General features: G+C 58.7%; 22 protein-coding genes. 9 read left to right on the top strand and 13 right to left on the bottom strand.

Going from position 1 to position 21,509, the window contains the following annotated elements; translation table 11 throughout:
• Positions 1-301 precede the first annotated feature (301 nt).
• Positions 302-865: a D-glycero-beta-D-manno-heptose 1,7-bisphosphate 7-phosphatase gene (gene gmhB, locus FOT55_RS07405; RefSeq protein WP_025304009.1), complete on the bottom strand. Its 564-nt coding sequence runs from the start codon at positions 863-865 to the stop codon at positions 302-304.
• 188 nt (positions 866-1,053) lie between these two features.
• Here gmhB and metN point away from each other — a divergent pair, with 188 nt between their 5' ends.
• The 6 genes from metN (at position 1,054) to proS (ending at position 6,640) form a co-directional block, all read left to right on the top strand.
• The gene (gene metN, locus FOT55_RS07400; RefSeq protein ID WP_049203287.1) at positions 1,054-2,085 is read left to right on the top strand and encodes a methionine ABC transporter ATP-binding protein MetN; all 1,032 of its coding nucleotides are present in this window, start codon (positions 1,054-1,056) and stop codon (positions 2,083-2,085) included.
• On the top strand, positions 2,078-2,731 hold the full coding sequence (locus FOT55_RS07395; protein ID WP_004932010.1) for a methionine ABC transporter permease MetI: 654 nt from the start codon (positions 2,078-2,080) through the stop codon (positions 2,729-2,731). Before metN ends, FOT55_RS07395 begins: the two co-directional genes overlap by 8 nt.
• 39 nt (positions 2,732-2,770) lie before the next feature.
• Positions 2,771-3,586, top strand: a complete 816-nt coding sequence (locus tag FOT55_RS07390) for a MetQ/NlpA family lipoprotein (protein WP_025304010.1) — start codon at positions 2,771-2,773, stop codon at positions 3,584-3,586.
• A gap of 114 nt (positions 3,587-3,700) precedes the next feature.
• Positions 3,701-4,105, top strand: coding sequence for an Rcs stress response system protein RcsF (gene rcsF / locus FOT55_RS07385; protein WP_025304011.1), 405 nt, complete (start codon positions 3,701-3,703; stop codon positions 4,103-4,105).
• Complete coding sequence (tsaA, locus tag FOT55_RS07380) at positions 4,102-4,809, top strand: tRNA (N6-threonylcarbamoyladenosine(37)-N6)-methyltransferase TrmO (protein WP_147823299.1); 708 nt, start codon at positions 4,102-4,104, stop codon at positions 4,807-4,809. The genes rcsF and tsaA overlap by 4 nt, the downstream gene beginning before the upstream one ends.
• 112 nt (positions 4,810-4,921) lie before the next feature.
• Complete coding sequence (gene proS / locus FOT55_RS07375; RefSeq protein ID WP_089196204.1) at positions 4,922-6,640, top strand: proline--tRNA ligase; 1,719 nt, start codon at positions 4,922-4,924, stop codon at positions 6,638-6,640.
• Between the two features lie 60 nt (positions 6,641-6,700).
• Here proS and nlpE read toward each other — a convergent pair whose 3' ends face one another.
• The 3 genes from nlpE to FOT55_RS07360 are packed head-to-tail and all read right to left on the bottom strand — an operon-like array spanning position 6,701 to position 8,379.
• Positions 6,701-7,384 (bottom strand): envelope stress response activation lipoprotein NlpE, encoded by a 684-nt coding sequence (gene nlpE / locus FOT55_RS07370; RefSeq protein ID WP_016929868.1) that lies wholly within the window; start codon positions 7,382-7,384, stop codon positions 6,701-6,703.
• Positions 7,385-7,413: 29 nt separating this feature from the next.
• Entirely contained in the window at positions 7,414-7,827 is a 414-nt protein-coding gene (gene arfB, locus FOT55_RS07365) for an alternative ribosome rescue aminoacyl-tRNA hydrolase ArfB (protein WP_004931997.1), read from the bottom strand.
• 3 nt (positions 7,828-7,830) lie between these two features.
• Complete coding sequence (locus FOT55_RS07360) at positions 7,831-8,379, bottom strand: YaeQ family protein (RefSeq protein WP_025304016.1); 549 nt, start codon at positions 8,377-8,379, stop codon at positions 7,831-7,833.
• A gap of 213 nt (positions 8,380-8,592) precedes the next feature.
• On the opposite strand from FOT55_RS07360, the gene FOT55_RS07355 reads away from it, so the two are divergent.
• Positions 8,593-8,793, top strand: coding sequence for a YaeP family protein (locus FOT55_RS07355; protein ID WP_004931993.1), 201 nt, complete (start codon positions 8,593-8,595; stop codon positions 8,791-8,793).
• Complete coding sequence (gene rof / locus FOT55_RS07350; RefSeq protein WP_004931991.1) at positions 8,780-9,043, top strand: Rho-binding antiterminator; 264 nt, start codon at positions 8,780-8,782, stop codon at positions 9,041-9,043. The genes FOT55_RS07355 and rof overlap by 14 nt, the downstream gene beginning before the upstream one ends.
• A 50-nt stretch (positions 9,044-9,093) precedes the next feature.
• Here the strand turns inward: rof and FOT55_RS07345 are convergent, their stop codons facing one another.
• The 8 genes from FOT55_RS07345 to FOT55_RS07310 form a co-directional block, all read right to left on the bottom strand.
• Positions 9,094-9,408, bottom strand: coding sequence for a c-type cytochrome (locus FOT55_RS07345; protein ID WP_025304017.1), 315 nt, complete (start codon positions 9,406-9,408; stop codon positions 9,094-9,096).
• Positions 9,408-10,739: a tRNA lysidine(34) synthetase TilS gene (tilS, locus tag FOT55_RS07340; RefSeq protein WP_147823298.1), complete on the bottom strand. Its 1,332-nt coding sequence runs from the start codon at positions 10,737-10,739 to the stop codon at positions 9,408-9,410. Before tilS ends, FOT55_RS07345 begins: the two co-directional genes overlap by 1 nt.
• Positions 10,740-10,795: 56 nt before the next feature.
• On the bottom strand, positions 10,796-12,241 hold the full coding sequence (dtpD, locus tag FOT55_RS07335; protein ID WP_147823297.1) for a dipeptide permease DtpD: 1,446 nt from the start codon (positions 12,239-12,241) through the stop codon (positions 10,796-10,798).
• A gap of 68 nt (positions 12,242-12,309) precedes the next feature.
• Positions 12,310-14,448: a lysine decarboxylase CadA gene (gene cadA / locus FOT55_RS07330; RefSeq protein ID WP_147823296.1), complete on the bottom strand. Its 2,139-nt coding sequence runs from the start codon at positions 14,446-14,448 to the stop codon at positions 12,310-12,312.
• Between the two features lie 95 nt (positions 14,449-14,543).
• Positions 14,544-15,887, bottom strand: a complete 1,344-nt coding sequence (cadB, locus tag FOT55_RS07325) for a cadaverine/lysine antiporter (RefSeq protein WP_025304021.1) — start codon at positions 15,885-15,887, stop codon at positions 14,544-14,546.
• 369 nt (positions 15,888-16,256) lie between these two features.
• Positions 16,257-17,813, bottom strand: a complete 1,557-nt coding sequence (gene cadC / locus FOT55_RS07320) for a lysine decarboxylation/transport transcriptional activator CadC (protein ID WP_089181232.1) — start codon at positions 17,811-17,813, stop codon at positions 16,257-16,259.
• 89 nt (positions 17,814-17,902) lie between these two features.
• Positions 17,903-18,292 (bottom strand): VOC family protein, encoded by a 390-nt coding sequence (locus tag FOT55_RS07315; RefSeq protein ID WP_025304023.1) that lies wholly within the window; start codon positions 18,290-18,292, stop codon positions 17,903-17,905.
• A gap of 110 nt (positions 18,293-18,402) precedes the next feature.
• Positions 18,403-18,636, bottom strand: coding sequence for a glutaredoxin domain-containing protein (locus FOT55_RS07310; protein WP_060435087.1), 234 nt, complete (start codon positions 18,634-18,636; stop codon positions 18,403-18,405).
• A 147-nt stretch (positions 18,637-18,783) separates the two neighbouring features.
• Between FOT55_RS07310 and FOT55_RS07305 the strand changes: the two genes are divergently transcribed.
• A complete protein-coding gene (locus tag FOT55_RS07305) occupies positions 18,784-19,329 on the top strand; it encodes a MarR family winged helix-turn-helix transcriptional regulator (protein WP_025304025.1) in 546 nt (181 codons plus the stop codon).
• A gap of 4 nt (positions 19,330-19,333) precedes the next feature.
• On the opposite strand, the gene FOT55_RS07300 is transcribed toward FOT55_RS07305, so the two are convergent.
• Positions 19,334-21,475: a lysine decarboxylase LdcC gene (locus FOT55_RS07300; RefSeq protein ID WP_025304026.1), complete on the bottom strand. Its 2,142-nt coding sequence runs from the start codon at positions 21,473-21,475 to the stop codon at positions 19,334-19,336.
• Positions 21,476-21,509: the final 34 nt, after the last annotated feature.

Raw genomic sequence — 21,509 nt, 5'->3', positions numbered from 1 at the left:
TTTTGCATCCGAAGATGCTGGATATCGTCTTGTGGAGTGCCCACACAGATTGTCTGATAAATTGTTAAAGAGCAGTGAGTTAGGCGCTTTCGCTTGCTAACTCGAGGTGGCGTATATTACGCTTTCCTCTTTCAGAGTCAACCCTAATTTTCAGGATTTTTTCTCTGCGACCCCCGGATACTCTGTGAAGTTGTTCACATGTTCCGTGTCGATGGAGGCGCATTATAGGGAGCCGGTTCAGAATGACAAGCGTTAATATGCATTTTTTATCTGACCGCTCACTATTCATTCGTAACGCCTATTAAACCCGCTTTTTGATGGCTGCAGGCAGGTCCGCCAGGCTATTTAGCACCCAATCGGCCAGCTTTTCGCCCTGCTCCGTCACCGGCTTGCCGGTACGCACCAGCACCTTGGTGCCGACGCCGGCCGCGATCGCCGCCTGCATGTCTTCCGGTTTATCCCCCACCATATAAGAAGCGGCCATATCGATGTTCAATTCCTGCTGCGCTTGCAACAGCATGCCCGGCTGCGGTTTACGGCAGTCGCACACCTGACGATACTCCTCTACTGCCGCCTCCGGATGATGCGGGCAGAAATAGATGCCGTCGAAGTCGACATCGCGATCGGCCAGCGACCAGTCCATCCACTCGGTCAGGTACATAAACTGGTCTTCGCTGAACTTGCCGCGCGCAATGCCGGACTGGTTGGTCACCATCACCAACGCGAAGCCCATCTTTTTAAGTTCGCGACAGGCGTCAATCACGCCGTCAATAAAGTGGAAATTGTCGATTTCATGGACATAACCATGGTCAACATTAATCGTACCGTCACGATCGAGAAAAATTGCTGGAACGCTTTGTGTCACCGCTTTGCTCCTGAGGGGCTGAATACGCTGACAGTATCGCATGTTTTACCCCGCACTGAGAACGCCGGAGAACGTCGCTGGCCGTTGACTTAGACGTCTAGACGCCTTAACATCTGAGCCATACCTTGGTTCCACGCCGAGGTTTACTTTTATCTAGCCACGGGCAACCACGCTAAAATAAGAAGAATATGATTAAACTTTCTAACATCACTAAAGTGTTCCAGCAGGGTTCGCGCACCATTACCGCGCTCTCTGACGTGACCCTTCACGTCCCTGCAGGGCAAATCTATGGCGTTATCGGGTCTTCCGGCGCCGGTAAAAGCACGCTGATTCGCTGCGCCAACATGCTTGAGCGCCCTACGTCCGGCCAGGTGCTGGTCGATGGTCAGGATCTGACCTCGCTTTCGGAAAGCGAACTGACGCGCGCGCGCCGCCAAATCGGCATGATCTTCCAGCACTTCAACCTGCTTTCGTCCCGCACGGTGTTCGGCAACGTGGCGCTGCCGCTGGAACTGGATAATACGCCGCGCACCGAGATCAAAAAGCGCGTGACCGAACTGCTGGAGCTGGTCGGCCTGGCGGACAAGCACGACGCCTACCCGGCCAATCTGTCCGGCGGCCAGAAACAGCGCGTGGCGATCGCGCGCGCGCTGGCCAGTAACCCCAAAGTGCTGCTGTGCGACGAAGCCACCAGCGCGCTGGATCCGGCCACCACCCGTTCCATCCTGGAACTGCTGAAAGACATCAACCGCCGTCTGGGCCTGACCATTCTGCTCATCACCCATGAAATGGACGTGGTGAAACGCATCTGCGACCAGGTCGCGGTCATCAGCCAGGGGCAACTGATCGAAAAAGACAGCGTCAGCGAAGTGTTCTCACACCCGAAAACCCCGCTGGCCCAACAGTTCATTCAGTCCACGCTGCATCTGGATATTCCGGACGACTACGCCGCGCGCCTGTCGCCGGAGCGCCAGGGCGACCGTCAGCCGCTGCTGCGCCTGGAATTCACCGGCCAGTCGGTCGATGCGCCGCTGCTGTCTGAAGCCGCTCGCCGCTTCAACGTGAACAACAACATTATCAGCGCCCAGATGGATTATGCCGGCGGCGTGAAATTCGGCGTGATGCTGGCGGAGCTGCACGGCAGCGACGAAGACGCGCTGGCGACGATTAAGTTCCTGCAAGAAAATCAGGTAAAAGTAGAGGTTCTGGGTTATGTCTGAGGCAATGATGTGGTTGATGGCGCGTGGCGTGTGGGAAACCGTCATGATGACCTTTGTCTCCGGCTTCTTCGGTTTCGTGCTCGGCCTGCCGGTAGGCGTGCTGCTGTATGTGACCCGCCCGGGGCAGATCATCGCCAACAATTCGCTGTATAAGATCCTGTCCGGGCTGGTGAACATCTTCCGTTCCATCCCGTTCATTATCCTGTTGGTTTGGATGATTCCTTTTACCCGCATGATCGTCGGTACCTCGATCGGTCTTCAGGCGGCCATCGTGCCGTTGACCGTGGGCGCCGCGCCGTTCATCGCGCGCATGGTGGAAAACGCCCTGCTGGAGATCCCGTCCGGTCTGGTGGAAGCGGCGCGCGCCATGGGCGCCACGCCGATGCAGATCATTAAGAAAGTGTTGCTGCCGGAAGCCCTACCGGGCCTGGTCAACGCCGCGACCATCACCCTAATCACCCTGGTGGGTTACTCCGCCATGGGCGGCGCGGTCGGTGCCGGCGGTCTGGGCCAAATCGGTTACCAATACGGTTATATCGGTTATAACGCCACAGTTATGAATACCGTATTAGTATTACTGGTAGTTTTGGTTTATCTGATCCAATTCTGCGGCGATCGCATCGTCAAAGCCGTTACCCATAAATAGTTTCACAGCATATTAATGCGAGTCTAATGAGGAAGGGATATGTCGTTAACATTTAAATCCATCGCGACAATTGGCGCACTGATCGGCACTCTGGCTCTGGCGGGTTGCGGCCAGGATGAAAAGAATCCAAACCACATCAAGGTCGGCGTGATCGTCGGCGCAGAGCAGCAAGTGGCTGAAGTGGCGCAGAAAGTGGCGAAAGAGAAATACGGTCTGGACGTCGAGCTGGTCACCTTCAACGATTACGTGCTGCCAAACGAAGCGCTGAGCAAAGGCGATATCGACCTGAACGCCTTCCAGCACAAGCCTTATCTGGATCAGCAGATCAAAGATCGCGGCTACAAGCTGGTGCCGGTCGGCAGCACCTTTGTTTACCCGATCGCCGGTTACTCCAAGAAAATCAAATCGCTGGACGAACTGAAAGAGGGTTCTCAGATCGCACTGCCGAACGATCCGACCAACCTGGGCCGCTCGCTGCTGCTGCTGCAGAAAGTCGGCCTGATCAAACTGAAAGACGGCGTTGGCCTGCTGCCGACCGTGCTGGACGTGACCGAGAACCCGAAAAACCTGAAGCTGGTTGAGCTGGAAGCGCCTCAGCTGCCACGTTCTCTGGACGATCAGCAGATCGCGCTGGCGGTGATCAATACCACCTACGCCAGCCAGATCGGCCTGACGCCGGCGAAAGACGGTCTGTTCGTGGAAGATAAAGACTCGCCTTACGTCAACCTGCTGGTTGCGCGCGAAGATAACAAAGATGCGGAAAACGTGAAGAAATTCGTGCAGGCCTATCAGTCTGACGAAGTTGACGCCGCCGCCAACAAAATCTTCAACGGCGGTGCGGTGAAAGGCTGGTAAGCGCTTATTCACCAATTTTATTCCTATAATTGCAAGACGGGCCAAGGCCCGTCTTGTTATTTCCGCCATAGATTGCTTCAATAGCGCCACTTTCATTAAGGCAGAGGAATCTCAATGCGTGTTTTACCTCTCTGTTTGTTAGCGCTCGCGCTGGCCGGATGTTCATCGCAACGTATCGCGCCATCCTCAACAAACAGCACCAGCAAGCCGACCACGACCGCCCCGGCCAAGACCACGCCGGCCGCCCGCCCCGCTCCGGTAAAACTGTATAAAAGTGCAGAAGAACTCGTGGGTAAACCGTTCCGCGATCTGGGTGAAGTGTCCGGCGAATCGTGCCAAACCACCGTACAAGACTCCCCACCGAATCTGGCTACCGCCCGTAAACGCATGCAAATCCGCGCGTCTTACATGAAGGCCAACGCCGTGCTGCTGCACGACTGCCAGATTGTCAGCGGCGTCGCCGGTTGTTATCAGCAGGCCGTCTGCCAGGGCTCGGCGCTTAACGTCTCGTCCAAATGACCGAATTCGTTTTCGAGCAGATCGGCGTGATCCGCTCGCCGTATAAAGAGAAATTCGCCGTGCCCCGCCAACCTGGGCTGGTCGAAGACGGTGGCGGCGAACTGCTGTTGCTACCGCCCTACAACCAGGCGGAAGCGGTTCGCGGTCTCCGCGATTTCAGCCATCTGTGGGTGATGTTCATTTTCCATCAAACCATGGAAGGCGGCTGGCGCCCGACGGTACGCCCACCGCGTTTAGGCGGCAATGCCCGCATGGGCGTGTTCGCCACCCGCTCCACCTTCCGCCCCAACCCGCTCGGCATGTCGCTCATTGAGCTCAAAGGCGTACGGGTGAAAAACGGGGAAGTGGCGCTGGAACTGGGCAGCCTCGATCTGGTCGACGGTACCCCGGTGGTGGACATCAAGCCTTATCTGCCGTTCGCCGAGAGCCAACCGCAGGCCCGCGCCGGCTTTGCCCAGGCCGCGCCCGCCGGCGATATGCCGGTGCGTTTCGCGCCGCAGGCGGAACAGCAGCTGCAGCAACATCAGGCGCGCTACCCGCAATTAAGGCGTTTTATCAGCCAGGTGCTGGCACAGGACCCCCGTCCCGCCTATCGTAAAGGAGAGGACGTCGAACGGGATTACGCCGTCTGGCTGCTGGATTTCAACGTGCGCTGGCGCGTCGTGGACGGCCACACCGAAGTGCTGTCGCTCGACCCGCGTTAAAATTCCGCCGCCTCTCTTTTGGCGACCCGCTCGCGCTGGTAAACTAAATCACTTTTTGGCCGCCACTCTGGCAGCCCGATGCAATTTGCAGTTCTAACGGAACCAAAACACCATGCGTACTAGCCAATATCTGCTCTCCACTCTGAAGGAGACACCTGCCGACGCCGAAGTGATCAGCCACCAGCTGATGCTGCGCGCCGGGATGATCCGCAAGCTGGCCTCCGGTCTTTACACCTGGCTGCCGACCGGCCTGCGCGTTCTGAAGAAGGTTGAAAACATCGTTCGCGAAGAAATGAACAATGCTAATGCGATCGAAGTGTCCATGCCGGTGGTTCAGCCTGCCGACCTGTGGCAGGAAAGCGGCCGTTGGGAGCAATACGGCCCCGAGCTGCTGCGCTTCGTCGACCGCGGTGACCGTCCTTTCGTGCTGGGCCCGACGCATGAAGAAGTGATTACCGATCTGATCCGCAACGAGATCAGCTCGTACAAGCAGCTGCCGCTGAACTTCTTCCAGATCCAGACCAAGTTCCGTGATGAAGTGCGCCCACGTTTCGGCGTGATGCGTTCCCGTGAGTTCCTGATGAAGGATGCCTACTCCTTCCATACCTCGCAGGAGTCTCTGCAGGAGACTTACGACGCGATGTACGAAGCGTACAGCAAAATCTTCAGCCGCATGGGCCTGGATTTCCGCCCGGTGCAGGCCGATACCGGCTCGATCGGCGGCAGTGCGTCGCACGAATTCCAGGTGCTGGCAGACAGCGGTGAAGACGATATCGTGTTCTCCACCGGTTCCGACTTCGCCGCCAACATCGAGCTGGCGGAAGCGGTCGCGCCGGCGGCTCCGCGCGCGGCGGCCAGCGAAGCGCTGCGCCTGGTAGATACCCCGAACGCAAAAACCATCGCCGAGCTGGTCGAGCAATTCGCGCTGCCAGTGGAAAAAACCGTGAAGACGCTGATGGTACGCGCCACCGAAGAGAGCGGCCACAAGCTGGTCGCTCTGCTGGTGCGCGGCGATCACGAGCTGAACGAAGTCAAGGCAGAGAAGCTGGCGCTGGTTGCCACGCCGCTGACCTTCGCCACCGAAGAAGAAATTCGCGCCATCGTCGGTGCCGGCCCGGGTTCACTCGGCCCGGTCAACCTGCCGATGCCGGTGGTAGCTGACCGCAGCGTGGCGGCGATGAGCGACTTTGGCGCCGGCGCCAACGTTGACGGCAAACACTACTTTGGCATCAACTGGGAGCGCGATCTGCCGCTGCCGCAGGTGGCCGATATCCGGAACGTGGTGGAAGGCGACGCCAGCCCGGACGGTCAGGGTACGCTGCTGATCAAACGTGGCATCGAAGTGGGCCATATCTTCCAGCTCGGCACCAAGTATTCGGAAGCGATGAAAGCGACCGTGCAAGGCGAAGATGGCCGTAACCAGGTACTGACCATGGGTTGCTACGGCATCGGGGTCACGCGCGTTGTGGCCGCCGCCATCGAGCAGAACCACGACGAACGCGGCATCATCTGGCCGGACGCTATCGCGCCGTTCCAGGTCGCTATTCTGCCGATGAACATGCACAAGTCGTTCCGCGTGCAGGCGCTCGCCGAAGAGCTGTACAACACCCTGCGCTCCCATGGCATCGACGTGATCCTCGATGACCGCAAAGAGCGTCCGGGCGTGATGTTCGCGGATATGGAACTGATCGGCGTGCCGCACTCTATCGTTATCGGTGACCGTAACCTCGACAACGAAGAGATCGAGTACAAGAACCGCCGCGTCGGCGAGAAGCAAATGATCAAAACCGGCGAAATCGTTGATTTCCTGCTGGGCCAGATCAAACGCTGAGCGACGAACGCCAGAAAATAAAAAACCCGCCTAGGCGGGTTTTTTTATATCCGAAAACGCTTACTTGCTGCTGCAGTTTTTGCTGCGGTCGAACGCGATTTTGCCGTCCGGTACCACCGCCTTCTCTATCTGCCCTTCTTCCATCGATGGCTGCACGCTGAAATGCGCATTGAAGGTCAGGAACACCGGCTCGCCGGCATTTTTGTTGGCTTTGGCGTAACCTTGCTCCAGCGCGATGTTGTTATCCACCGGGAACGTGATGCCGGTAGCGCAGTCCTTGAAAACTGCCGCATCCGCCATATAGGTGTAACTGCCTTTCATCACCATCGGCGTTTTAGGCAACGGTTTTTCAATCGGCTCCAGGCGATAGTTCAGCTTGGAGGCGATCGGCGCGCCGCTGCGATCCAGCATCTCCAGGCTCTTGCCCACCGGACGGAAGTAACGTTTTTCACCGGTGCTGTCGGTCAGCACCAGCTTATCCGCAGTGCGCGCCCATTTGCCGTAGTCGGCAAAGGTCTGATCGCCGTCTTTGGTGCCGCGATAGGTTTCCTGCAGCACAAAGGTGCCGTCCTCATCCAGGAACAGCGCCGTATCCAGCCCGCCGCAATCGGCGCAAGGCAACAATCCTTGATAACTCTGCGGCATCGCCTGCAGCGGTTGTTCCTTCGGCTGATAATGATTGTTGCATCCCAACAACGAGAGTGCGCCTGCCGCCAAGAACAGGGCTACCGTAATTTTCTTCACAGTTATTCTCCTACTGTGTTCATGTATTCCTAAGTGCGAACCTTGCCACGCAGCGCCTTGGTGGCGCCTTTACGCGTCTTGCCTTCCAGGCGACGCAGTTTCGCCCCTTTCGTCGGCTTGGTCGCCTTGCGCGTTTTTTCCACCACCATCGCCTGCTGAATCAGCGCGACCAACCTGGCCAACGCCGCTTCGCGATTCAATTCCTGACTGCGATACTCTTGCGCCTTGATAATCACTACGCCATCAGCGGTAATGAGATGATGATTCAGCGCCAGCAGCCTTTCCTTATAATACTCTGGCAGGCTGGATGCCCGGATGTCAAAGCGCAAATGGATCGCCGTTGAGGTTTTGTTCACGTGCTGGCCGCCCGCGCCCTGTGCGCGGATCGCCGTCAATTCCAGTTCATTATCCGGTATGGCTACGTTTCTTGACAGTTCCAGCACCGGTTACACCTGTGCCTGCTGCCACTCGGCAAACTGGATTTCCAGACTATTCTGAGCATCGGACAGCCAAATAGTTCCCTCCTGCAGCGTTGCCTGCAGCGTCATGGTGCGGCTGGCCAATGCCGTCAGGCGCGCCAACTGCTCGTCGTCAAGGAAACGCACGCTCAGGTTCTTGTAGCCGGCCACCTTACCCTGCATTCCCTGCCACCACACGTGCGCAGCGCGCTCGCCGTAAGCGTACAACACCACGCGCGGCGACTGGTTGCAGGCCTTGCGGATGCGTTTTTCGTCGGGTAATCCCATCTCGATCCACATTTCCAGCCCGTTGTGGTCGTTGCGCTGCCAGATCTCCGGCTCGTCGTCGGCGCTCAGCCCTTTGGTGAACACCAACCGCTCGTCGGCATGACAGATCCAGGCCAACAGGCGCAGCATCATGCGCTGCTCATTTTCGGACGGGTGTTGCGCCAGCGTCAGCGTGGCGTCGTGGTAGAAGTGACGATCCATATCAGCAATATTGACCGCGGCTTTATAAATGGTTGCTTTCAGCGCCATGGGTGACCTCGTTATTATCCGGCGACAGTGTACTTGATCAGGGCCAAACCCCGCCAGCGCGGCCAGGCCACGGCAGTGCGAAAGGCGTGCCGGGGTGCTGATAACTCCATAACAGCTGTGCTATAGTCGTCTAGGATAGGATAAAACTCCGAGAGCCTGCGCCTCATCGCGATAGTAGTCTTGATGATGCAGAGGTTCTTAAGGGAGGAAACTGTGCAACAATACTGTGAGTTAGTACGCCGTACTTACGCCGAGATTGGCAGTGGAGATCTTGGCTACGTGCCTGATGCGCTGGCTTGTGCGTTAAAGGCATTGGACGATGTCGCAGCGAACGATGCGCTACCGTCCTCCGTTAGGGAACAGGCGGCCTTTGCCGCCGCTAACTTATTGGTGAGCGACTATGTTGATGAATGATGAGTACCAACCCATCAATTGCGATGACTACGACAACCTGGAACTCGCCTGTCAGCATAAACTTATTCTGAAGCTGGAGTTACGCGACGGAGAAGTGATCGAGGCCAAGGCGATCGACCTGCTGCAAAAGAAACGCGTTGAGTATCTGACCATCGAACAGAACGGCCAGCAGCGCGACCTGCGTCTGGACCATATCAGCAGTTTCAGTCATCCGGAAATCGGTACCGTGGTCGTCAGCCTGTCGGACTGAGCAGCGGTAACCCCATCCCAACAGGGCAGCCCAACGGCTGCCCTCGTCATTTAGGGCTTCAGGCTGGCGTAATAGGCCGCCAGATCGGCGATATCGTCATCCGACAGCCCCGACACGTAGGCCTTCATCACCTCGGCCTGGCCGCCGTTGCGTTCCCCTTTCTTGTACGCCTGCAATGCGTGCTGCAGGTACATGGCATTCTGCCCGGCCAGATTCGGGTACATCGGCACCGTCACCTTGCCCTGCGCGCCGTGGCAGGCCGCACAGGCGGCGGCTTTGGCCTGGCCGGCCGCCGCATCTCCCGCCGCCAACGCCGGCAGGCTGAACAGGCCGGCAGCCAACAGCGCGATTTCCACAAACTTCATCATTGCTCCTCACGATTATGATTTTTTTCCCAGCGCAGCCGCCACGGGCGTTCGCCTTCCGGCACCTGCCCCGCCTCACAGACGAATACGCCCAGCGCGGCGATCAGCTGCTCATCATAATAAATCAACGGGATGCGTTCACGCTGCCAGGGAGGAATACCCAGCTCCTGCCACAGTTTTTTTATCGGCCGCGAATGGACGCGCCCCACGATGCGCACCGCACCCTGCACGCCGCCGAACCGAACGCTGACCTGTTGCGATGGCTGCGGTGCGCGCAGCACCAGCTCGCCCTCACCGGCAATCAACTGCCCCAGCCCGTCCGGCAACGTCAGCGGCTGGTCAGGCTGCCAGGGCAGATGCACATCGAGCAGCGCCGCCAGCGGCGGCAACAGGTGCAATCGGCCGCGGAAACGGCGGATCTGATAGGCGCCGAGCTGCAGCTGCGGTTCGGCATCCTCCCGGCTGAGCGCCACCTCATCCCACAGGCGCTGAAGCTGCTCACGCGCCGGCATGGTGACGTTAAACAATGCGATCCAGCGCCGCAGCAAGGCGAAGCGCCGCACCGGCGAACAGTCGGTCAGGCCGTCAATCGCCAATGAGCGATCCGCCGCCAACAGGCTTTGCAGCGGTTCTGCCAACAGTTCGTCCAGCAGTTGCTCCTGCTCGGCGCACAGGCCGGCGCTGCGCGCTACCGCCGAGGCGAAGTGCGGCCAGCGCTGGTTGAGCTGCGGCAACACCTGCAACCGCAGGAAATTGCGATCGAAGCGCGTGTCCTGATTGCTGTCGTCATCTATCCAGGTTAAGGCGTGACGTTGCGCGTAGCTTTCCAGCGTCTGACGCGAACAGCCCAACAGCGGCCGCAACAGCAGGTGCTCGCCCAGCGTGGCGCGCGCCGCCATCGCCGACAACCCCGCCGGCCCGCTGCCGCGCTTGAGCGCCAACAGGAAGGTTTCGCTTTGATCGTCAAGGTGTTGGGCGGTGAGCAGCGCTTCGCCCTCCGCCAATGCTGCGCTGAAGGCGGCATAGCGCGCCGCACGCGCCGCCGCTTCGATGCCGCCCTGGCGGGCATCTACCTGCACGTGCGTCACCGTCAGCGGGATCTGCCAGTCGGCACACCGGCTGCGGCAATGCTCAACCCAACGGTCGGCAAAGGCGCTCAGGCCATGATGCACGTGCAGCGCACGCAGCTGCAGCGCCGGACGTTGGCGGCGCAACGCCGCCAGCAGATGCAGCAGCACGCTGGAATCCAGGCCGCCGCTGAACGCCACCAGCAGCCGCTGCTGCGCGCCCAGCTGGTCCGCCACCTGCGTCGTTAATTGATCAGTATCCATCGGTAGGCTTTGTCACTTCTACATAGCTGCACGTTAACCCCGCCTACCGCCATCAATCAAGCATTAACCGTCCGGGCCTGGCGTCGCGTCAGCAGCCACCAGCCGCCCAGCACCGCGATCACCGCCAGCGCACATCCGGCCGCTCCCCAGCCGATCTGGGCGAAAATGCGGCCATACGCCTGCATCGCCGCCCCTTCGATGTGGTCTTCGGCGGTCTGATTGGCGATGATGCCCGCCAGGTAGTTGGCGATCGAACCGGTCGCCAGCATATAGATACCGGTCAACACGCCGGTGGCGCCGGGGATATTCAGCCGGGTGATCTGCGCCATCGCCACCGGATCGATAAACAGTTCGGCAAAGCCCATCACCGCCAAACCGGCGATCATCAGCCCCATCGATCCCGGCCCGTGCAGCCGGGTATTAAGCGCCATCAGCGTAAAGCCGACGCCGATCAACAGCAGACCGAAGGCGAACTTGCACCAGATGCGCAGCGTGCGGTCGCCATCGCCACTCGCCAGCCAGGCCAGCGCCACGCCGCCCAGCATCACCGCACAGGCGTTAACCGACTGGAACAAGGCGGTCGGCACCGTCCAGCCGAACCAGCGCCGGTCAACGAAATGATCGATAAACAGGCTGATGGAGCTGCCGCCCTGCTGGGCAAAGGCCCAGAACAGCGTGCCTAGCAGCATCAGCACAACGATCTGCCACAGCCCCCGGCGCTGGCCGGTGTCCGCGCGCAGCATAATGCGCGCCACCAGCACCACCGCCGCCACGCACACCAACCCGAGCAAATAGCCGGCCCAGCCACGTTCAAACAGCAGCGTGAAGAACAGCGGCGACGCCAGCAGCGCCGCCAGCAGCCAACCCCAGTGCGGCAGGCCCAGACTCCTGGCGCGCATCAGCGGTGCATTCACGCCACGCGTGTGGCGGAAGTGGCGCCCGCCGAGCAGGAAAATCACCAGGCCGGCGAACATGCCGATCCCGGCCAATGCAAAGCCGACGTGCCAGCCATAGCGCTCAGCCGCCAACCCGCAGGCGATCGGCGCCAGAATAGACCCGACGTTGCCGGCGGCGTACAGCAGCGAGAAGCCCCCTTCGCGGCGCGAGTCCTGCGCCGGATACAGCTCGCCCAGCAGGCAGCTGATATTGGATTTGAACAGGCCGTAGCCGCAGATGATGATGGCTAACGCCAGATAGAGCGACTGGGCGGAAACCGCGCTCAGGCCGAGCACGATATGCCCCAGGGTCATCAGCGCCGCACCGGCGATCACCGCGACGCGATTGCCCAGCAGGCGGTCGGCGAGCCAGCCGCCAAGAATAGGAGTGACGTAAACTAACGAAGCGTAAGCGCTGTAGAGATCGATGGCGTGGCTGTCGGTATAGCCGAGTTGGTGGGTCAGATAGAGGATCAGTAACGCACGCATGCCGTAAAAGCTGAAATATTCCCAAATTTGTATGGCTACGACATAGTAGATTGCGCGCGGCTGTGAGGGTGTTTTCATGGAGGTCTCCCATCAGTCGGTGAACGGCAAAGGGGAAGCGCGAGCGCCTCCCCTCTTATTGGCTGCGGTTATTTCGCCTTCAGCACTTTCACCCGATAACGTCCGTCCGCCTGACGATAGGCGCCGTGAATGTCGGTTTCAAAGCCCGGATAATGCGCGCCGATTTCGCACAGCATCTGCAGGAACTCCAGCACCGGCCGGCTCTCTTCGGTCAGCATTTCGCCCGGCATCACCAGCGGCACGCCCGGTGGGTATGGGAGGATCATATTGGCGTTGACCTTGCCGACCATTTCTTCCAGATAGACCTCTTCCACTTCGCCGTGCAGCTCTTTCTGGAACGCCTGGTACGGATTCATCACCATGGTTGGCAGCACTTCGAACGCGCGGTACATCAGGTCCGGCAGGTTGTGCTGCTCCACTAGGCGGTGAATGTTCTGCGCCAGATCCTGAATGCGCATGTTTTCATAGAAATCAGGCGCTTCGTGATACAGCGAAGGCAGCATGTTTTTCACCCGCAGGTTCAGATCGAACGAGCGTTTGAAGTCGGTCATCGCGCGCAGCAGGCTGAGCGCCTTGGTTTTGTCGATGCCAATGCTGAACAGGAACAGCAGGTTGTACGGCCCGGTTTTCTCGACGATGATGCCGCGTTCGTCGAGGTATTTCGCCACGATGCTGGCCGGGATACCGAACGGCTGCATCTCGCCTTCCTTGCTCATCCCCGGCGTCAGAATGGTGACCTTGATCGGGTCCAGATACATGTGTTCGTTGTCGATGTTCTTGAAACCGTGCCAGGCGCTGTCGGAGCGCAGCGGCCAGCATTCCGGCTCATCGATATGCTCCGGCTGCCAGACGTCGAAGAACCAGCCGTCGGACTCGACTTTCAGGCGTTTGATCTCTTTGCGGAACTTGATCGCGCGTTCGATAGAACCGTGGATCAGGCGCTTGCCGGCGTTGCCTTTCATCATCGCCGCGGCGGTTTCGGTCGACGCCACGATGCCGTAGTGCGGCGAGGTGGTGGTGTGCATCATGTAGGCTTCGTTGAAGGTTTCTTCGTTGATGTCACCCTTCACATGAATCATCGAAGCCTGCGAGAAGGCCGCCAGCAGTTTGTGGGTGGACTGGGTTTCGTAGATCACCTTGCCCTCCACGCGGCCGCCGCTCATGCCGCACTTGCCTTTATAGATCGGGTGGAAGTTGGTGTAAGGCACCCAGGCGGAATCGAAGTGGATCGACTTCACGTCCAGGGTGTTCGTGATAAAGTCGGTGTTGTACAGCAGCCCGTCATAGGTGGAGTTGGTGATCACCGCGTGCACCGGCCAGGTGGCGTTCGGGGTCTCCTTCACGCGCTTGGCGATGGTGGCGCGCTGGAACTCGCTCTGCGGAATGCCGCCGAGGATGCCGTAGGCGTTGCGGGTCGGGCGGAAGTAGATCGGCGTGATGTCGCTCATCATCATCAGGTGAGTCAGCGACTTGTGGCAGTTACGGTCAATCAGCACCGTGCTGCCCGCCGGTGCCGAATACATGCCGACGATCTTGTTGGCGGTGGAGGTGCCGTTGGTGACCATGTAGCTGCGTTCGGCGTTGAACACGCGGGAAATGTACTCCTCCGCCTCTTTGTGCGGGCCGGAGTGATCCAGCAGCGACCCCAGTTCGGACACCGAAATCGAAATATCCGACTTCATGGTGTTCGGGCCGAAGAAATCGTAGAACAGGCTGCCCACCGGGCTCTTCTGGAACGCGGTGCCGCCCATGTGGCCCGGCGTACAGAAAGTGTATTTGCCTTCGCGCACGTATTTAAACAGCGCCTTGGTCAACGGCGGCAGGATGGTGTCGATATATTCGTCGGTATTCTGTTTGATCTTGGCGGCGATGTCGGTTGCCGCGCCAAGCGCATACTCGAAGAAGCGCACCTGCATGCGCAGATCGTTCAGGCTGACGTCCAGCGTGGAATAGGTGTTGGCGAACGCGTACAGCGGCATGTATTCGTTCAGCTGACTGATCTCTTCGCACAGCTCCAGGTTGTATTTGTCCCAGTCGAAGATCACCCCGCACAGGCGGGCGTTGTTCTCGATCAGTTTCAGCAGGTCTTCGCGATCGTTAGGGTAAACGATGCGGAAATCCAGACTTTCCAGCGCCTGATGCAGTTCACGGATAGGCTCTTCTTTGAAGTAGACACCCATGTGATTCATGATGGCGATAACGTTCATATGCATTTCTCCTGGCAAAGCAAGCCCCTTCCCGTCGCGGCTGACAGGTCGGAAAGAAAGGGGCTGGGTAAATTCAGTCGGTCAGCGGACGCGAATCAGTGCGCTTTGGCCGTGGTGTTTTCATCGACCGCCGCTGCGTTGGCAGCCTGGCGGGTATTCATTTTCCGGGCGTAGAACATCAGGATAATCAGGCTGATGATAAAGGTGCCGGACAGTTCGAATGAGTTGGCGCCCATCAGCGCGATGAAGCAGAAGCCGCAGCCGCACACCGAAGCGATCAGGCTCAGCAGGTTGCGCACGTTGACCCCTTCGAAGCGGATCAGATCTACACAGGAATAGAAGTAAGGCAGCATGGTCAGCAGCACCGCGATGCCGGTCAGCTCGCCGAACAGGTCGGAAGCCTTGCCGCCGGCGGAGCTCATCAGGGTGATCAGCACCATCAGCGCGGTCATTTTGCAGCCGGCCAGCAGCAGGCCTTTTTTCGGAATGCCGTTTTTATCCAGCTCGCCGTACACTTTCGGGAAGTTGCCGTCGTTGGCGGCGCGCACCCCGGCCTGGCCGACCAGCATCATCCATGACCCGAGCGAGGTCAGGCAGGCGAAGGCGGTGAACGCGGAAACCATCGGTGCCGCCCAGTTGCCCATAATCGCCGAGGCGCTGATGGCGAACGGCGCGCCGCTGGCGGCCATTTCAGACGCCGGGAACATGCCGCTGATCACCTGGGTGGCGGCGATGTAGATGATGCCCGCCAGGCCGGTGCCGAGCATGGTCGCCAGCGGCACGGTGCGTTTCGGGTTTTTCACCATGCCGGTGCTGACCGCCGCGGATTCCACGCCAATGAACGCCCACAGGCACAGCAGAATACTTTTGATGACCGCATGGCTGTCGGTGGTGCCGGAGGTATTCCAGTTAGCCTGGTAGGTGGCGGCGTCAAACCAGTGCCAGCCGAGGGTGGCGGTCACGATCACCGGGATCAACACCAATACCAGGCCCAGGGTAGTCAAACGGCTGACCCAGGTTCCGCCCAGCATGTTGACGAAGGTGAAGACCCACACGATGGCGATACAGGCGATACCGGCAGGTATCGGGTTGTTCAGCGCCGGGAAGAAGGTGGAGAGATAAGAAACGGCGGTAATGCCGATGGCCAGGTTACCGATCCAGTTGGCATGGTAATAAAGCACGCCGGTCTGGAAACCGAAGGCCGGGGAAATTTCACCGGCGTAGGCGATAGGGCCGCCCTGCTGCGGGTTTTTGGTGGCGAGACGGGCATACACATAGGCCAGCGACATCGCCCCGATAATCGAGATCACCCACCCCCAAATGGCGATGGATCCGAGACTCGCCAGGTTGGCAGGCAATAAGGCAATCCCGCTCCCCATCATATTGCCGGCGACGACGCCGGTGCAGGCAATAAGCCCTATTTTCTTGGGTGAAGCCATGGTCAGTTTCTCCTGATTTACGTTTCTTATAAGCCACACCCATAAATAAAAGATTTTAATGAGCCGGCTTGATAGTCAGGATGCTAACCATCGGGGGGAATAAAGTCCTAAAGATAAAGTGAGATTACGCTCATGATCATACAAATGATAACCTGAGGTTTTTGATTAACACATCAAGATAAAATGGTTTGCTAAAGAAAAGATAAACATCGTTTAAAAACAGAATGATGCCCAGGTTAATAATGAATAACAAACGACAGAAAAGGAACAATATTACGCAGCAAAATAACACAATGGCGCAACATGTCTTCACCAATAAATAACGCCGACAGCATTCCCGGAGAATAATGGCGGCGTAGTATCGGTTAATTATTGGTGCTGGTAGTTATTTAAATAAGGCACCACGTTGGTCAATGACGTCTGGAATACGCCATTGGTGATCCAATGCAAGGTATCCTCACCGGGGCGCAAATTGAACGCGGTAATATAAGAATCCGCCGCCAAATGATTCTGCCCCTGCATTTCATACACTTTGCCCAGCAACACATAATTCAGCCACGACATTTGCAACTCAATCCCCAGATCGATCGCCCGGTGCGCCTCGTCAATGCGCCCCTGCGCCAACGCATCGACCGCCAGAACTTGCTGCATGATCGGCGTGTTTTTCAATTCGGGGATCGTCGTCAGATGGCTGATATCGGCGCGCAATTGTGCCAAGGCCTGGCTGTCGAACGGTTGGTAAGAATTGCGTAGCACATCCACCAGCGCCTTTTCCGCCAGCAGGTAGTGGAAATTCGGCGCGCTTTTAATCAGCTCGCTCAGCTGAGCGCTGGCGCGAGTCAACGAATCGGCATCACCGTGGATCAACAATTGATGTGCCTGGTAGAAGCGCTGCAGCAGCGGCCCGTTGTCGGGCAGCAGCTGCGCCAGACGCTGCTCCAACTGCGGCGGCCAGGGCTGCTTCAGCGCCGTGGACAGGCTGGCGAGGAAATCGCTTTGGATCTTCAGCTGGTTATCGGCGGTAATGAAGTAACGCTTGTCCAACATGATTGAGCTGTCGGCGTTATCCACCAGCCGCACGGACAGGAAACACTGCTGGGCGCGGTAGTGGCGCTGATTGACGAACTCGATATACAGCGACTTGCCCGAGTTGCTGGGGCCGGAATAGTTGTAATTGGTTTGGTCGTGCACCAGGAAGGTCGAGTAGGTGTTGAGCGAATCGGTGATCAGCTCGCTGACGCCCACCACATAAGAGAGCTGCGGCATCCAGTTGCTGCAGCTCTCGCCGCCCTGGATGCGGATATCGATATCGCGCGGGTTGAGCAGCACCGGCATGGTCGAAACCGGCACGCGCTGCGACAGCGTGGCGATGCCGACAAACGCCACGCAGACGCTGAGCGCCGCCAGAAACGCCAGCCACACCCAGAACGTCGAGCGGAGATAAAAGCGCGGCTTCTTTTCGCCAGGCGCGGCGACCGGCGTTCGGGGCCGGCTCGGCGGCACGTACGGCGTCTCGTCGTCGTCATCGCTGCCGTCTTCCGGCTCATGCATGATCACCGCGATCTGCGGCGCCTGTGCGGGAGCAGGTTGCGTCTCGCCCTCTTCACACCATATCACCGACGTCGCCAGCTTATACCCGCGCTTGGGCACGGTGATAATGTATTCCGGGCTGTCGCTGTCGCCGTCTTTCAGGTATTTGCGCAGCTCTGAAATACATTGGGTCACCACGTGGTTGGTGACGATATTGCGCTTCCAGACGTTGTCGATCAGCTCGTCGCGGCTCAGCACCACATCGGGGTGCCGGGCGAAATAGCACAGCATGTCGATCAGGCGCGGTTCCAGCGTTTTCTGGCGGCCGTCTCGGCTGATGGTGTTGTCGGCAGGGGTAACCAGCCACTCCCCGACGCGAAAAGCAGGCTCTTGCATGGCGGAAATAACTCTGTAGGCATGTAGGGCAAGGGCGCGATCATAGCATAACCGCCCCCGGCTGTGGCCGCCGGGAGGCGATTAAGCCGTTAACTCTCGTATAATTCTAACGGTAAACCATCAGGATCGCTGAAAAAGGTAAAGCGGGATTGGGTGTAGGGATCGACGCGCACCGGTTCGCAGGCAACGCCGGCCGCCTGCAGATGGGCGATGGCCCGATCGATGTCGTCAACGCTGAACGCCAGATGGCGCAGGCCGCAGGCCTCCGGGCGGCTGACGCGGGCCGGCGGCGAAGGGAAAGAAAACAGTTCGATAGTGTATTGTCCGTTGAGCGCGAGATCCGCTTTCCAGGAGTCGCGCTCCTCGCGGTAAACTTCACTCAGCAGGGTAAAACCGAGAATATCGCAATAGAAATGCTTACTGGCAGCGTAGTTCGCGCCAATGATCGCAATGTGATGCACCTGACGTAATCCCAGCATAGAAACCCTCTCCTGTTCATTCTGATGGGGCACGGTATCCGGCGGCGGCGATGACGTCAACGGCAAAAACCCCGCGGATTGCCGCGGGGCATGATTCAGCACACGGCGTCTCAGGCCTTCAGATCCACCAACGCCGCGCCGAAGTTGATGTGCAGCACCTGCCCATCGACCACCAGCGCCGGTACACTCTGCACGCCGAGGCGCTCAGCTTCCGCCACGCGCGTTGGGCGTTCCCCCAGGTGCACCACTTCCACCTGCACGTTATCGCTCAACAGTCCCAACAGCTGCTGTTCGGCACTCACGCATACCGGGCAGCCGGCATGATAAAACACGGCCTTAGTCATCCTCATTCTCCTTGGTATTGACGGTTTCGGGCACGTTTACTTACCCATATTGTTTCGAATCGAAACAATGTGAACAGTATGCCAGCACCAATGACTTGTCAATATAGTTTTTAATCGATACTATTTACGCAGCCTGATGAGGATACGATGCTAAAACTGTTTGATCTGCTTGAACGCCTGAATAGCCTGCAACGCAGCTGGCTGCGCAGCCACGAAGAATTGGAAAGCCTGCCGCCGGTGCAGCTGAGCGCGCTCTACTATCTGGCACGCTGTAATCATTACTCCAACACGCCGATGGCCGTGGCGGAATACCTTGGCCTGACCAAGGGAACGGTGTCCCAATCGCTGAAAAAGCTGGAGCTGAACGGCATGATCGCCCGCACGGCGGACGCAAAGGATCGCCGCAGCGTGCGGCTGCGGCTGACAGAAAAATCGCGAAGTTTAATGGAGACTCTGTTTCCTCCTGCCTATCTGCAGCAGGCGCAAGACGCCATGCAGCAGGACGGCGAACAGTTGCAGGCGCTGTTAACCCAGCTGCTGCGCCAACTGCAGCGGCAGGAAAATGCGGCGCTGTTCGGCGAATGCCACCGCTGCCGCTATCACCAGCAGCGCAATGGCCAACCGTTTTGCGGCCTGACACAGGAACCGCTGCCGCTCGACAGCGTGAACCTGATCTGCCGAGAATTCGCCTAAACGACTATGCTGGCGCTTTCAACACCTTTACCAGATAGCGCCCGTCCTCCGTCAGTTTGGCGCCGTGGATGTCGGTTTCAAAACCAGGATAGCGCTCACCGATAGAGCACAGCATCAGCAGGAAATCGAGCACCGCCCGGCTCTCTTCGGTGATCATTTCTCCCGGCATCACCAGCGGCACGCCCGGCGGATAAGGCAGGATCATATTGGCCGCCACCTTGCCCACCAACTGATCCAGCTCGCAGGTTTCCACATTGCCGCGCACCTGCTCCTGGAACATCTGGTGCGGCGTCAGCTTCATTTCAGGCAGCACGTCGAACGCCCGCTGCATCAGGCGCGGCAGATCGTGTTGGCGGATCAGCCGATGAATGCCGGCGGCCAGATCCTGGATACGCATATGGCGATAAAAATCCGGATCCTCGGCGTACAGATCCGGCAGCATGTTCTTCACCCGCAGGTTGAGATCGTAGGCGCGCTTGAAATCAGTCAGGCCGCGCAACAGGCTCATCGCCTTGGTTTTGTCGATGCCGATGCTGAACAGGAACAGCAGGTTGTACGGCCCGGTCTTCTCCACCACGATGCCGCGCTCGTCGAGATACTTCGCCACCAGCGCCGCCGGGATCCCCTCTTCCTCCAGCGCCCCCAGCTCATTCATGCCCGGCGTCAGGATCGTCACCTTGATCGGATCGAGGTACATATGATCGCGATCGGTCTGGCCGAAGCCGTGCCAGTTATCGTCAGGATCCAATGGCCAACACTGCGCCTCATCGATCTCCTCCGGCTGCCAAATGTCAAAGAACCAACTGTCGCTCTCCTCGCGCAGCCGCTGCACTTCACGGCGAAAATGCAGCGCGCGCTCCACCGATCGATTGATCAAGCGGCGCCCCGGGTTGCCGCGCAGCATGGCGGCGGCGGTCTCCATCGATGCCACAATGCCATAGTGCGGCGAGGTGGTGGTGTGCATCATGTAGGCTTCGTTGAAGGTGCTCTCGTCGTAGTCGCCCTTGATATGAATCATCGAGGCCTGGGAGAAGGCCGCCAGCAGCTTGTGGGTGGACTGGGTTTCGTAGATGACCTTACCGGGCACCCGATCGCCGCTCATGCCGCTCTTGCCGTCGTAAATCGGATGGAAGTTGGTGTAAGGCACCCAGGCGGAGTCAAAGTGGATCGACGGCACTGCCAGCGTCTGCTTGATGTAGTCGGTGTTATACAGCAGGCCATCATAGGTGGAATTGGTGATCACCGCATGCACCGGCCAGGTGGCGTTCGGGGTCTCCTGCACCCGAGCGGCGATGCTGGCGCGGGTGAACTCACGCTGCGGAATGCCGCCAAGGATGCCGTAGGCGTTGCGCAGCGGGCGCAGATAGATCGGAACGATATCGCTCATCATCAGCAAGTGGCACAGCGATTTGTGGCAGTTGCGGTCGATCAGCACCGTGCTGCCCGCCGGCGCCGAATACATGCCGACGATCTTGTTGGCGGTGGAGGTGCCGTTGGTAACCAGATAGCTCTGCTCGGCGTTGAAAGTACGCGCAATATACTCTTCGGCCTCGAGGTGCGGCCCGGTGTGATCCAACAGCGAGCCGAGCTCGGTGACCGAAATCGAAATGTCGGCCTTCAGGGTATTGGCGCCGAAAAAGTCATAGAACAGGCAGCCCACCGGGCTTTTTTGGAACGCGGTACCGGCCATGTGGCCCGGCGTGCAGAAGGTGTACTTCCCTTCACGCACGTAGTTGAACAGCGCCTTGGTCAGCGGCGGCGTAATGGTATCAATATATTCTGCGGTGTACTGCTGGATGCGCTGCGCGATATCGTCCGCCGCATTCAGGCCATACTCGAAGAAATAGAGCACCATGCGCATTTCATGCAGGCTGACGTCGAAGGTGGAGTGGGTATTGATAAAGGCGTACAGCGGTAGGTATTCGTTCAGCTCGTTGATCTCGCTGCACAGCTCCAGGCTGTAGTCGTCCCAGTCGAAGATCACCCCACAGATGCGGGCATTGGCTTCGATCAGCTTCAGCAGGTCACCGCTGTTTTTGGGGTACACCAGTTGGAATCCCATGGTGGCCAGCGCAGCGTGGAGCTCGCGGATCGGCTCATCTTTGTAGTAGACGCCCGTCGGGCCCATGATGGCGATGATATTCATCGGCAGCTCCTGTCAGTTAACGGCCAAGTCTCTA

Source organism: Serratia bockelmannii, from assembly GCF_008011855.1.
GTDB classification, from domain to species: Bacteria; Pseudomonadota; Gammaproteobacteria; order Enterobacterales; family Enterobacteriaceae; genus Serratia; species Serratia bockelmannii.
This window is presented reverse-complemented; position numbering and strand designations above follow the sequence as displayed.